Raw genomic sequence first — 13,737 nt, 5'->3', positions numbered from 1 at the left:
CTTTTACTTTTTATTTTACTTAGTAACTTTTTAAGAAACCTCTGAACCTTTGCAACTTTGAGCCTTTGTACCTATTTTTTATCAACTACAGGTCTGTTTTCTCTGTTAGCCAATTCCCAGGCAACAACAAAAGCCAATTTGGTTCTTTTGGTTAAAGCATCGTATTCAATTTTTTCCGGTTCATCGCCTTTTTTATGATAATCTTCGTGAACCCCGTTAAAGAAGAAAACAGAAGGAATACCATTTTTTGCAAAGTTATAATGATCAGATCGCTCATAGAAATGATTTGGATCTTTAGGGTCATTGAACTTAAAATCTAAATCGATTTTGGTGTATTTTTCATTCTGGGCGACCGTAATATTATGTAAATCTGATGATAATCTGTCTGCACCAATAACATACACATAATTGTTTGTATTGGCATGTTCAACATCACGACGACCAATCATATCGATATTGATATCGGCAATTGTATTGGCAATAGGAAATAAGGGATTTTCAGAGTAGTAACGAGAACCATGCAAACCATGTTCTTCACCAGTTACATGCAGAAATAAAATAGAGCGTTTTGGTCCGTGTCCGTCTTTTTTAGCTTTTGCAAATGCCTTCGCCATTTCTAATAAAGCTACAGTACCCGAACCGTCATCATCGGCTCCGTTATAAATTTCACCTTTCTGTATCCCAATATGATCATAATGTGCTGATATTACCAAAATTTCGTCCGGTTTTTCAGAACCTTCAATGTAGGCCCAAATATTCTCAGAATCAGGTAAGTTTTCATTCCGTCTTGCATTTAAAAATGCTGCAGGAACATGTTGGTAATAATCAGAAGCGCCTTTAGGAAACGGAACATCATTTTTTTTGTATTGTTCAATCATATAAAGGCCTGCTTTTTTTTGCCCTTCTGAGCCTGTTTCGCGACCTTCCATTTCATCTGAAGCTATAACGTAGAGCATTGTCTTTAAATCTTTTTCAGATATGAGATTCATGTATTTGGTTGGGTCAGAATTATCTTTGAGAGCAATAATCTGGGTATTTTTGCATGAAAATGCAGAAACAATTAATAATAGGATTGCAATTTTTTTCATTTAGTTTTATATAAATTGAGGATTATTTTTTTAGAACTTCATTCAGGAAAAGCTTGATTGCTATTGGTTCAGCAGGTCAGGCAGCGTCTTTGCCTAAACCAAGATGATCTTAACTGCTTTTTTTGGATGACTTAATTGATTAACCCGTTTATAACCTGATTTGTATCAGCATATTTACAGGTTTTAATTGTTTGGAAATACTGGTTGCATTTAATAGTATTCCTAAAATAAATAAATATATTGTTTTCATAAATGTTAAGTTTAAAACAAATATCCGAAAATAAATGAAAATTTTTCAGTTGTTCCTTAATTTTCTAAGGCTATAGAACAATATTACGTTTAAAAGCGCACCCTAATTCAATTATAGAATCGGTTTTGGCAATGCCTGATATCCGATCTATTTTTTCATAAAGCACTTTTCGCATGTGTTCATGATTTTGGGCTATAATTTTGATGTAAAGCGTGAAAGAACCTGTTACATAATAACACTCAGTAATTTCCGGGATGGCTTTTAAAGCTTCTATAATTCTGTCGGAATCTGAATCTTTATTGAGTGTGATTCCAGTAAAGGAAGCCCAGTCATAACCAATTTTCTTTTCGTTTATTAAAGGTTTAATTCCAGAGATTATACCTTGTTCAATCAGTCTGTTGACCCGTTGGTGCACCATTGTATTCGAAATTTTCAAGTTTGCAGCTATCGATGAAAAAGCCATTCTCCCATCTTTTTCCAGCTCCTTTATAATTTTAATGTCAAATTCGTCTAATGGATCCATTTGTGTTTGATTTTAATGTTAAATTGACTTTTATTTTTGATTATATTTAATGAATTGACTTTTTATTTATGTAATAAAGTCAAAAGTATTAAATTTTATTGTAAAATAAGATAATAGTATTATTTTTGTTCAATAGATTTTAAATATATAAATCATGGTACATACACAAGAAATTCTTTCATCAAAATCGGAAGTTTTGATCGGAAAAGAAAATAAATACGGGGCTCATAATTATCATCCGCTGCCGGTAGTTTTAGACAAAGGAGAAGGTGTCTACGTTTGGGATGTTGACGGAAAGAAATATTATGATTTTTTATCAGCTTATTCTGCGGTAAATCAAGGGCATTGTCATCCTAAAATTGTAGGTGCCATGGTTGACCAGGCGCAAAAATTAACGCTGACTTCCCGTGCTTTTTACAATGATAAGTTAGGAGATTACGAAGAATATGTAACCAATTATTTTGGTTTCGATAAAGTGCTGCCAATGAATACAGGTGCTGAAGCGGTTGAAACGGCTTTAAAACTATGTAGAAAATGGGCTTATGAAGTAAAAGGAATTCATGAAAACCTGGCACAAATTATAGTTTGCGAGAATAATTTTCACGGAAGAACAACTACGATTATTTCTTTTTCCAATGATGAAAGCGCCCGTAAAAGTTTCGGACCTTTTACAGAAGGATTTATAAAAATTGAATATGATAATCTGGATGCTTTAGAAAAAGTACTGGAATCTTCAAAAAACATTGCGGGTTTTCTGGTTGAACCAATTCAGGGTGAAGCCGGAGTGTATGTTCCGTCTGAAGGATATCTGGCAAAAGCAAAGGCACTTTGTGAAAAGCATAATGTATTGTTTATTGCCGATGAAGTGCAAACCGGAATCGCGCGTACCGGAAAATTATTAGCCGTTCACCATGAAAATGTTCAGCCTGATATTTTAATTTTAGGAAAAGCGATTTCGGGAGGTGTTTATCCGGTTTCGGCGGTTTTGGCGAATAATGAAATTATGAATGTGATCAAACCGGGTCAGCATGGTTCTACTTTTGGTGGAAATCCTGTTGCAGCAGCCGTTGCAATTGCAGCTCTTGAAGTAGTAAAAGAAGAAAATTTGGCTGAAAATGCAGAGCGTTTAGGAATCATTTTAAGAAAAGGATTAAACGAAATCGCTGAACGTAATGACTTAATTACACTTGTTCGTGGAAAAGGTTTACTGAACGCCATCGTAATCAATTGTGATGAAGAATCGGATTTGGCATGGGAAATTTGTTTGAAATTCAGGGATAACGGGTTACTGGCAAAACCTACGCATGGAAACAAAATACGTCTGGCACCGCCATTAGTGATTACCGAAGTACAAATTAAAGAATGTCTTGATATTATTGAGAAGTCTTTGAATCATTTCAGGTCTTAAGGATTTTATGGCCTAGCCCAGATGGAAGCGGCATCCTTTTTATGGCTTCTTTAGCCATAAAAAGATATAGTGGACAGCTGGAAATTGCTTCCGGAAATCTACATAACGAATATAAAAAGAGAAACTTTTGAGTCCGTTTAAAAACTAAACCACTCTGCACCGAAAGGACAGAGTGGTTTAGTTTTTAAATATCAATTCTTTTTTACACTTAAAACTACAATAAATATAGAGGTTGATTTTGAATAAATTAGAGTAATTTTATGCCAATAAAAATAAATCAAAATTTTTCACCTTACTAAACAGAAATACGTATATTTGTACTTAAGTATTTTTACTTAGTTTTATTCTAAAAGAAATGATACAGGTTAATGAAGCTTTAGCGATTGTGACAGAGAATAGCTCTAAAATGCCGATTAAAAAAATATTGGTAAGTAAAGCATTAGGCTATGTCATGGCTGAAACAATTTATTCGCCAATAACGATGCCGCCTTTTCGCCAGTCTGCGATGGATGGTTATGCTTTTATTTACAGCGAAAAGCAACAATACGATGTAATAAGTACTTTACAAGCCGGTGATCATTCCAATATAAAATTACAGCTTAATGAAGCAGTCCGAATTTTTACAGGAGCTTTCGTTCCTAAAGATGCAGACACAGTTGTAATGCAGGAACGCGTAATGGCAAATGAAAACTCAATTCTGATTACCAGAATGCCGGAGCAATTTGCAAATATTAGGAAAAAAGGCGAACAGATCAGTAAAGATGAGGTTGTTTTTGAAGCCAATACATTAATCACACCGGCTGCAATTGGTTTTCTGGCCTGCTTGGGAATTACAGAAATTGAAGTTTACAAAAAGCCTAAAGTGGCAATTTTGGTGACAGGAAACGAATTGGTAAAGCCGGGAAAGAAATTACCAAAAGGTAAGATTTACGAAAGTAATTCGGTAATGTTGCAGGCTGCGCTTCGAACAATTGGTGTAAATAAAACAAAAGTTTTTAAGGTTAAGGATAATCTTAAAGCGACAAAAAAAGCTTTAAAAGATATTCTTTCAAAATATGATATTGTTTTAATTTCAGGCGGAATATCAGTAGGGGATTATGACTTTGTAAAAGAAGCTCTACTCGAAAATGAAGTGGAAGAACTTTTTTATAAAATCAATCAAAAGCCAGGCAAACCAATGTTTTTTGGTCGTAAAAATGAAACTTTGGTTTTTGCCTTACCCGGAAATCCGGCATCTTCACTAACTAATTTTTATGTGTATGTGCATCCTGCGATCAAAAACCGAATGGGCTTTTCGGAAATTCATTTGCCAAAAACGATTCGGAAATTAAATGCAGAAATTTCCAATACATCAGGAAAAACATTGTTTCTGAAAGCTTTATATGATGAAACTAATGTTACGGTTTTAACTGGCCAGAGTTCGGCAATGCTTAACACCTTTGCTACTGCCAATTGCCTTTTAATTGTTCCCGAAAATGTTGAAAATCTTAAAAAAGGAGAATTTGTAACTTTGTTGCCAATTGATTAGGATAAAGAATAAGAATAAAGAATAAAGGATAAAGAATAAAGAATAAAGAATAAAGGATAAAGAATAAAGAATAAAGAATAAAGAATAAAGAATAAAGAATAAAGAATAAAGAATAAAGAATTTCAAATTTAGGATGCTGTGTGTAAATTAAGCATACAGCAATGAACCTGAAACAAAGAAACCTGAAACAAAATAAAATGCAGTTACTTAGTTCTGAAAATATAATCCTATTCAGCTGCGCTTTAATCGTGATTGCTTTTTTATACTCAAGTGTAGGACATGGCGGCGCATCTGGTTATTTGGCATTAATGACCATTTTTGCTTTTCCGGTGGCGATTATGAAACCTTCGGCATTGTTATTGAACCTTTTTGTTTCCAGTATTTCGTTCTTCTTTTATTACAGGATGAATTATTTCAAACCCAAACTATTTTATCCATTTGCAATTGGTTCAATTCCGGCAGCATTTATTGGCGGATTTATCACTTTGGATAATGTGATTTATAAAATTGTTCTTGGGATAGTATTGGTTTTTGCAGCGTTTCGCTTGTTTGGGATATTTAATTTTAAAGAAAAAGAAGCTGTTGCAATAAAATTGCCATATGCCCTGGCAATAGGATTCGGAATAGGGTTGATGTCAGGAATGTTGGGTATTGGCGGAGGAATCATTTTAAGTCCGATTTTACTGTTTTTGGGATGGGCATCGATAAAGGAATCAGCGGCAATATCAAGTTTATTTATATTTGTTAATTCATTTGCAGGCATATTAGGTTTCTTTTTAGGAGGAAAAATAATCCCGACGGAGAGCTTTTATCTGGTTCCGATTGCAGTAATTGGAGGGGTTTTAGGAGGTTTTTACGGAAGCGGTTATTTTTCGAACAAAACATTAAAACTGGTTTTGGGAACCGTGATTTTGATGGCAAGTATAAAATTGATCTTTCCATAATAAGAGAGAAAAATATTTTTAACATATAGAGGCATAGATTTTTATTTGTAAAAAATTTTAAAAGATAACACGGTATCAAACATAGCTATGTAGTTCATGTAAAAGTGAAACGTCTTTTTTAGTTAAGCAAAAACTATGTTTTTGCTATGTGTTCAGAAAAAAACATAAATAGTTCAATCATGGAAGCACTAACAGTATTTATTCTATGTGGCGGAAAAAGTTCCCGAATGCAGTCGGAAAAAGGATTGGTTTTGTTTCAGGATAAACCATTTATTGAGCATATTATTCATGCTATTCTGCCTATTACAGAAAATATTCTGTTCGTAACGAATAGTAAAGAATATGATTATTTGCCATATTCAAAAATAACAGACATTATTGCTGATAAAGGTCCTTTGGGTGGAATTTATTCAGCACTGTCAAATTCTGAAACGGAGTTTAATTTGATTCTCAGTTGTGATATTCCATTAATTTCAACCCAATTATTAACAGAATTAATTTCAAAACATAACGAAGAAGCCGAAATTACCGTTTTTGCAACAGAAAGCAGACTGCATCCGTTAATTGGAATTTATTCTAAAAAATTGCTTCCAATTATAAAAGATACAATTGAGGCTGATGATCTTAAAATGATGAATTTTTTAGCGAAAGTGCCTCATCAGATTATAAAAATTGAAGAAAGTGAAAACTTTCATTTAACCAATATTAATTCGGTTGACGAATTAAACGACCTGAATATCAATTTAAGTTAAAGAGTATGCAAAATGTAAAAACACCAAAGTTAACAGTAGTAGGGGCAGGACCGGGCGATGTGGAATTGATTACGCTAAAAGCAATAAAAGCGTTAGAAAATGCTGATGTGGTTTTGTATGATGCCCTGGTCAATGAAGAATTATTGCAATACGCAACCAAAGCAGAGATTGTTTTTGTAGGGAAACGTTTGGGCTGCCATGCTTACACACAGGATCAAATCAATGAATTGATTGTTTCAATGGCAAATCGCCATGGTCATGTGGTACGCCTAAAAGGAGGCGATCCGTTTATTTTTGGCCGTGGAAGTGAAGAAATCGAATATTCAGAAAAGTTTGGATTAGAAACGGCGGTTGTTCCTGGAATTTCGTCTGCGCTGGGTGTTCCTGCTTCGGTTGGGATTAGTTTAACACAACGTAAAGTTGCTGAAAGTTTTTGGGTGATTACAGGCACAACTTCAAATCATGAATTGTCTAAAGATGTATATTTGGCTTCAAAATCAGCCGCAACGGTGGTTATTCTAATGGGAATGCATAAATTAGAGGAAATCATTGCAATTTATCAGCAAAATCGTACCGACGATTTACCGATTGCCATCATTCAAAACGGAACCAAGAATTCAGAGCAAAAAGTGGTTGGAAACATTAGTTCTGTTATCAAACTAGTCGCAGAAAAAAATATTTCATCGCCAGCCATTATTGTAATTGGTGAAGTGGTCAAAAATACTTCAAAACTGACTTCTTATTTTCAGGAGCATTTTGAAGATGAATTTATATTTCAGAATTTAAATTTATAATAATGATTAAAGAAAAAGGTGTTTAGTAATCTTAATATGAATAGTTTCTACGGAACTTTATATTTTCAGATTAATATAACGAATGAATTCATCGTTAGTAAGATGAGAAAGAGCGGTAGGCTCGAAGAATATTATTAGGAATGAATTTTAATTCGTCCAAATGATAAAATGTGAATTCGGTAGAGAGCCTCAGGCTCGATTCATATAGATATAGCATTATGAAATTTTACATTAAATTCGTTTTAAATTTATAACAATGATTGAAATTAAATATTTTGGAGCTGTCGCCGAAAAAACACAATGTTCATTCGAAAATGTGATTTCTTCGAATATATCGTTGCAGGATTTATTGCAGGATTTAGAAGAAAAATACAAGTTCGAATCGCTTTCTTTCAGCATTGCAATCAATCAGAAAATGGTTTCAAAAACAACAGATTATACTTTGCAAAATAGCGATATTGTCGCTTTATTACCTCCTTTTGCCGGAGGTTAAATTAAATTTATGAATGCATCTTCACGTTATAACCGACAAATAATTCTTCCTGAAATTAGAGAAGCTGGCCAGTATAAATTATCTAAAGCGAAAGTTTTAATAATTGGTGCCGGTGGTTTGGGCGTGGCTATTTTACCCTATTTGGCAGCAGCCGGGGTTGGAGAAATTGGTATTATTGATAATGATGTTATTGAACTCTCCAATTTACAGCGTCAGGTCATTTATAAAAGTTCAGCAGTTGGAAAATATAAGGTTGATGAAGCAAAAGCAATGATAACCGAATTGAATCCGTTGGTGAAAGTGAATGCAATTGCAGAGAAATTATCAGGTAAAAATGCCATCTCATTATTCGAAAAATATGATATTATTGTAGATGCCACGGATAATCTGCAAATAAAATACCTGATAAACGATGCTTGTCTTGTGACTAATAAACCAATGGTTTACGGATCTATTTTTAGGTTTCAGGGTCAGGTTTCGGTTTTTAATTATCAAAACGGACCTACTTACAGATGTTTGTATCCGGATGATAATAGTTCTTCAGCGAATTGTGCTGATGCCGGAGTAATCGGAATTTCAGTTGGAATTATTGGAATGCTGCAAGCCAATGAAGTAATAAAAATTATTCTGGAAATAGGTGAGATTTTAACCGGCAGGATATTGGTTTATACTATTTTGAATAATGAACAGCAGAAATATGACTTTGAAAAAAATAGCTCGTTTTTAATGAATAGAAATATTTTCGAAGAAAAATATGTATCGATTGAAAATACTGTCGAAGAAATTTCCGCTGAAACTGCTTTGAATGAAATGGATAATGAAGAAGTACTGTTTTTAGATGTTCGTAATGCAGATGAGCTTCCAAAAATAAATTTTAAAAATGGAACCCAAATTCCGTTAATGGATGTAGAAAGAGAAATTGAAAAACTGAATCTAAATCAAACCATTTACATTTTTTGCCAATCCGGAATAAGAAGTAAAATGGCAATTGAACTGCTTCAGAAAAAGAATTTCAAAAATATAAAAAGTATTTCCGGAGGTGCTTTGGCATTGAATCAATTGCTGAATAAAGTTTATGCCACAGAGTAAAAGATTTAAGGATTAATTTTTTTGACACGAATTATTGCACGAATTAGCACAAATTAATATTTTTTTTCATTAAATTATACCTTAAAATTAGACTAATTGTGATGAATGAAAAAAATAGTTTGGCCTGTAAAAAATCAAAGAAACCTGTGATATCATTTAATCTTTGAAAAAGAAAAAAGAAAGAATATAAAATTAGTGCAATTCGTGGCAACTAAAAATAAAAACAATGAGTAAAAATGTATTCGTAGAAGGACCAATTTCTCCTGAATTTATTGCAGAATCTATTGCCAAACACCAGTCGAAACATACGATTGGTGCCCATAACATCTTTCTCGGACAGGTTCGTGCCGATGTGATTCATGATAATACCGTTGTAGCGATTGATTATTCGGCTTATACCGATATGGCGAACGAAGCTTTGCATGCGATACGTGAAAAGGCCTTTGCTAAATTCGATTTAACCTGCATGCACATTTATCACAGTTTAGGTGTGGTAAAAGCGGGTGAAATTTGTCTGTTTGTTTTTGTTTCGGCAACAAGACGCAAGCAGGTTTATGAAGCTACAGAAGCCATCGTTAACTGGATTAAAACTGATGTGCCTATTTTTGGTAAAGAAATGTTTGAAAACGATACATTCACCTGGAAACAAAATACCTAACAAAAAAATTAAATGGTAGATATCACGCATAAAATAAGCACATTAAGAGCTGCCACAGCCACAGCAATTGTCAAAGTTAGCAGACAGGAGACAATTGATGCGGTGGTGAATAATCTGGTGCCAAAAGGAAATGTGCTTGAAATGGCCAAAACAGCCGGATTATTTGCGGTAAAAAATACGCATTTGTCGATTCCGGATTGTCATCCGCTTCCTATTGAATTTACTACTGTCGAATATAAAATTGAGGATTTAACGATTCGGATTATTTTCCATGTAAAAACAGTTTACAAAACCGGAGTTGAGGTTGAAGCAATGCACGGTGCTTCTATTGTGGCATTGACGATGTACGATATGCTGAAACCTATCGATAAGGAAATCGAAATTTCAACCATCAAATTAATTAATAAAGAAGGAGGAAAATCATCTTTCAAAAATAAATTTCCCTACACTATAAAAGCCGCAGTTTTTGTTTGTTCTGATTCCATTTTTGCAGGAGATAAAGAAGATCGTTCCGGAAAGATAATAGTAGAAAAATTAACTTCGTGCGGGGTTGAAACGGCGCATTACGAAATTATTCCTGATGAAATTGACGTTATTCAGGAAAGGGCAATAGTTTTTGCAAAAGAGCATCAATTAGTCATTTTTACCGGCGGAACAGGTTTATCACCAAGAGATGTAACACCGGAAGCGTTATCTCCTTTGTTAGAAAGCAGAATTCCGGGAATAGAAGAGGCAATTCGCAATTACGGACAACAACGTATGCCATATGCGATGTTATCCAGAACGGTTGCAGGAACATTGGGAAAAAGCCTGGTTTTGGCTTTGCCGGGATCAGCCAACGGAGCCAGGGAATCTATGGATGCCGTTTTTCCACACGTGATGCACGTTTTTCATATTTTAAAAGGAAAAAATCATGATACCCTCTAGCACTATTTTGACGGATGATTTTGGACGAAAACACAATTATTTGCGTATTTCGTTGTTAGAGAAATGCAATTTGCGTTGTACGTATTGCATGCCTGCTGACGGAATCGCATTGTCTCCAAAAGCCAGTTTAATGACGGCTGAAGAGATTTTTGCTATTGCCCAGACGTTTGTACAAAATGGTGTTGATAAAATTAGATTAACGGGAGGTGAACCGCTTTTGCGAAAAGATTTCCCTGAGATTATTTCCCAATTATCAACTTTGGAAGTTTCTCTTTCCATCACTACTAACGGAATTTTAATTGACCGTCATATCGATGTTTTAAAGAAATTTGAAGTCAAAAAAATCAATTTGAGCCTGGATACTTTAGTTTCGTCTAAATTTCATTCGGTAACACTCAGAAATCAGTTTGAAAAAGTGATTGATAATCTGCATTTGCTTTTGAACAATGATTTTCAGGTAAAAGTAAATGTGGTATTGATGAAAGGTTTTAATGAAAACGAAATTATAGATTTTATTCAATTAACTCAGTTTTTGCCACTTTCTATTCGTTTTATAGAATTTATGCCTTTTGCAGGAAATGAATGGGACAGAAGTAAAATGGTATCGCAGAATGAAATTTTATCGCAGGTTGAAGCATGTTTTACTTCGGATACAATTCAAAAACTTGAAGATGAAAAAAACTTCACTGCCAGAACATATAAAATAAAAGGTTTTCAGGGTGATTTCGGAATCATTAGTTCTATTACGAATCCGTTCTGTGATGGCTGCAACAGAATTCGCCTGACAGCTAACGGTAAAATTAAAAACTGTCTTTTCTCTAATTCTGAAACCGATTTGCTGACGGCGTTTAGAAATGGCGAATCTATTACCGAATTGATTTCAGCTTCTATCAAAAACAAGAAAAAAATCAGGTCGGGAATGGTTACGATTTCTGAAATGGATGACCCAAAATTGCATTTTGATAATCGTAGTATGATTGCGATTGGAGGATAAATTTTCATGATGATTTTGTCTTTGCGAGGAATGAAGCAATCTCACTAACATTGACAATTGTTGTGGATATGCTGAATGTGTTTGCTTCGTTCCTCGCAATGACTGCAGGAGGTAACAAAAAAGGCTCAACCCTATTAAGGTTAAACCTTTCTAATCTTATTTTTTCTTTTTTGATTTAGATTTTTTACCCTTCTTTTTTTCTGTTTTTTTAGCTTTGGCTTTAGCCTTTGCCTTTTCAGCTTTTTCTTTCTTTTTGGCTTTTGCTTTTAGTTTCGCTTTTTTGGCTTTCTCGAATTTTTTGATAACCGCTTTTATCACTTTTTCTCTTTTCTTGGCTTTTTCCTTTTTCTCTTTCAGTTTATTTTTAGCCTTGTCTTTCGATTTTTCTTTAGAAACAGATTCAGTTAATTTTTCTGCCTTTTTCTTAACGGGTTTTTCTTCTTTTAACTGTGAATTTTTTGAATCAGAAGGCGAAGTTTCTTCTGCTTTTTCCTCAGGAAGAGTGATTTTTACAGGTTTTTTTATTGCAGTAGTTTTTATTGTTGCTTTTGCCTGAGATACAGCAACTGGTTTTACAACCTCGGGTTTAATAACTGCAGAGGCTACTTTTGTTTTATCAATTGGTTTTGCAACAGTGGTTTTTCTAACGGTAGTTGCTCTTGGAGTTCTTGTTGCAGGGATATTTTTTTTCTGTTCTTTTGTTATTGGTTCAATGCTATCTGTTTTAGGTAAATCGGTATTGGGCAGGATATTCTCGTCTTTTTTATTTTCCATGTGACATACTTATTAAATTAATAAAATTACTAATGCACAAGTTACCTCAGGCAAAATGGCAATGCTTAGTAAATATAATCAATATAAATGTAGTTGCATGTTAAGTTTTTCTTTGAATTTAATCAGAATTTTTAATTTATATTTTATTCTAATTCCTTTGGATCTTCTTTGTCTTCCTCAATAAAATCCAATTCCAAAGCTTTTACGGCCTGCACAGCATTTCCGGCAATACCACGAATTGAACCGTACATTCCCAATGTATTGTGGACCACTTTTTCGATTTGTTTTTCGCGTTGTTTCCAGATTCTTTGCATGGCTCTTTTTTCGGCATCGAGATCACCTTGCATTTGCGTGAAACCTTCCACAATTCCTTCAATTTGCAAACGGAATTCGTTACTGGTTAAGAAATCATACAGCATCGACATTTTATCTCCTTTGTTTTCCTGCGCCTGAACTGCATGGCTAACTTGTATTAAAGATTGACGCAAAACAGCGCTTAAACCTTTAAATTCTTCATAAGTGCAAATCCAGATTCCGTCACGCATACCCATTCGGTCCATTCCGGCCGGCATCACTTCGGTTACCAAAACTCCGATATTGGCTCTTTTCGTCCTGATGTCATTTTTGAATTTCTCGATCCACGCCGGCTGAAATGACTTGGTACGCTTGCTTTCGTAATAAATGCAGCCGCAATTTTGATGTTCTCGTGTGTTCACAATTTGTAGGCAATCGGCTCCGTTTGCCCCTTTTTTGACTTCATCAATACTGTCGAGCGGAAAATTATTCGCCAGCCATTCCTCGATTGCCAATTCCATTACTTCGCCTTGTAATTGCATTGAGCCTTGTTCCTGCTTGCGTTTCATTTCTTCGATCAGTTTCTTTTGGTCGTCTGATTGTTTTTGGTATTCTTTGATTTTAAGCTCGTTTTTTTCCTCTTCCTGTTTGCGGATTTTGTCACGTTCTAAAACCAAAGTAGCATTCAGTTGTTTTTGTGCTTCGGCTTCGATGGCGTCTTTCATCTCCAGTTTTTCACGTTGGAGTTTTGCAATTTCGCCTTCCATTTTATTAAGTTCACGAAGTTTTTCTGATTTTTCGGAAAGTTCTTTTTCCATTGAAAGCAAACGATCTTTGTTTTCTTCGTCGAGTTTGGTTTTTAGTTTTTCGGTAATATCTTTTTCGACTATCTTTTTTTCACGTTCCAGACGTTCCGCAAAAAGTTCGTTTTCCTGTTTCTTTTTAGCTTCAAAATCGGCTTTGGCTTTTTCGAATTGCTCGTTTTTGAGTTCCAGTTCTCTGGACTGAGCATTGGCTTTTTGTTGAAACTCTTTACGGATGCTGTCTTCCAACTGATGTTTCAGAATATCATTTACATCGATAGTTGTTCCGCAATTTGGACATTGGATTGAAGATTGCTCAGCCATTTTATTTGATTTTTTTAAGTAGAATTATAATTTGCTAAGATATTTAAAAGTTCCTTCTTTCTAAGGAATTTGGATGTGATAAATTGTAACTTTT

14 protein-coding genes are annotated in these 13,737 nt (G+C 34.3%); 10 read left to right on the top strand and 4 right to left on the bottom strand.

Annotation, left to right across the window (positions count from 1 at the left end; translation table 11 throughout):
• Positions 1–71: 71 nt before the first annotated feature.
• Both J2W48_RS15065 and J2W48_RS15060 read right to left on the bottom strand, forming a co-directional pair.
• Positions 72–1,088, bottom strand: coding sequence for a M28 family peptidase (locus J2W48_RS15065; protein ID WP_310282464.1), 1,017 nt, complete (start codon positions 1,086–1,088; stop codon positions 72–74).
• Between the two features lie 320 nt (positions 1,089–1,408).
• Positions 1,409–1,861, bottom strand: a complete 453-nt coding sequence (locus tag J2W48_RS15060) for an Lrp/AsnC family transcriptional regulator (protein ID WP_310282463.1) — start codon at positions 1,859–1,861, stop codon at positions 1,409–1,411.
• Positions 1,862–2,015: 154 nt separating this feature from the next.
• Here J2W48_RS15060 and rocD point away from each other — a divergent pair, with 154 nt between their 5' ends.
• From rocD to moaA, 10 genes are all read left to right on the top strand, one after another.
• A complete protein-coding gene (gene rocD / locus J2W48_RS15055; protein ID WP_310282462.1) occupies positions 2,016–3,269 on the top strand; it encodes an ornithine--oxo-acid transaminase in 1,254 nt (417 codons plus the stop codon).
• A 355-nt stretch (positions 3,270–3,624) separates the two neighbouring features.
• Entirely contained in the window at positions 3,625–4,797 is a 1,173-nt protein-coding gene (locus tag J2W48_RS15050) for a molybdopterin molybdotransferase MoeA (RefSeq protein WP_310282461.1), read from the top strand.
• Between the two features lie 197 nt (positions 4,798–4,994).
• Positions 4,995–5,741, top strand: a complete 747-nt coding sequence (locus tag J2W48_RS15045) for a sulfite exporter TauE/SafE family protein (RefSeq protein ID WP_310282460.1) — start codon at positions 4,995–4,997, stop codon at positions 5,739–5,741.
• 179 nt (positions 5,742–5,920) lie between these two features.
• Positions 5,921–6,493, top strand: a complete 573-nt coding sequence (locus J2W48_RS15040; RefSeq protein WP_310282459.1) for a molybdenum cofactor guanylyltransferase — start codon at positions 5,921–5,923, stop codon at positions 6,491–6,493.
• Positions 6,494–6,498: 5 nt separating this feature from the next.
• Positions 6,499–7,287: a uroporphyrinogen-III C-methyltransferase gene (gene cobA / locus J2W48_RS15035; protein ID WP_310282458.1), complete on the top strand. Its 789-nt coding sequence runs from the start codon at positions 6,499–6,501 to the stop codon at positions 7,285–7,287.
• Positions 7,288–7,543: 256 nt separating this feature from the next.
• A complete protein-coding gene (locus J2W48_RS15030) occupies positions 7,544–7,780 on the top strand; it encodes a MoaD/ThiS family protein (protein ID WP_310282457.1) in 237 nt (78 codons plus the stop codon).
• A 9-nt stretch (positions 7,781–7,789) separates the two neighbouring features.
• On the top strand, positions 7,790–8,869 hold the full coding sequence (moeB, locus tag J2W48_RS15025; protein ID WP_310282456.1) for a molybdopterin-synthase adenylyltransferase MoeB: 1,080 nt from the start codon (positions 7,790–7,792) through the stop codon (positions 8,867–8,869).
• Between the two features lie 226 nt (positions 8,870–9,095).
• Positions 9,096–9,527, top strand: a complete 432-nt coding sequence (locus J2W48_RS15020) for a molybdenum cofactor biosynthesis protein MoaE (protein ID WP_180909287.1) — start codon at positions 9,096–9,098, stop codon at positions 9,525–9,527.
• A gap of 12 nt (positions 9,528–9,539) precedes the next feature.
• Complete coding sequence (gene moaCB / locus J2W48_RS15015; protein WP_310282455.1) at positions 9,540–10,454, top strand: bifunctional molybdenum cofactor biosynthesis protein MoaC/MoaB; 915 nt, start codon at positions 9,540–9,542, stop codon at positions 10,452–10,454.
• A complete protein-coding gene (moaA, locus tag J2W48_RS15010; RefSeq protein WP_310282454.1) occupies positions 10,441–11,448 on the top strand; it encodes a GTP 3',8-cyclase MoaA in 1,008 nt (335 codons plus the stop codon). The genes moaCB and moaA overlap by 14 nt, the downstream gene beginning before the upstream one ends.
• 156 nt (positions 11,449–11,604) lie before the next feature.
• Here the strand turns inward: moaA and J2W48_RS15005 are convergent, their stop codons facing one another.
• On the bottom strand, positions 11,605–12,222 hold the full coding sequence (locus tag J2W48_RS15005) for a hypothetical protein (protein WP_310282453.1): 618 nt from the start codon (positions 12,220–12,222) through the stop codon (positions 11,605–11,607).
• A 143-nt stretch (positions 12,223–12,365) separates the two neighbouring features.
• Positions 12,366–13,643: a DUF2130 domain-containing protein gene (locus J2W48_RS15000; protein WP_310282452.1), complete on the bottom strand. Its 1,278-nt coding sequence runs from the start codon at positions 13,641–13,643 to the stop codon at positions 12,366–12,368.
• Positions 13,644–13,737: the final 94 nt, after the last annotated feature.

Origin of the sequence: Flavobacterium piscis (genome assembly GCF_031457575.1) — a bacterium.
Classification (GTDB): domain Bacteria; phylum Bacteroidota; class Bacteroidia; order Flavobacteriales; family Flavobacteriaceae; genus Flavobacterium; species Flavobacterium piscis_A.
This window is presented reverse-complemented; position numbering and strand designations above follow the sequence as displayed.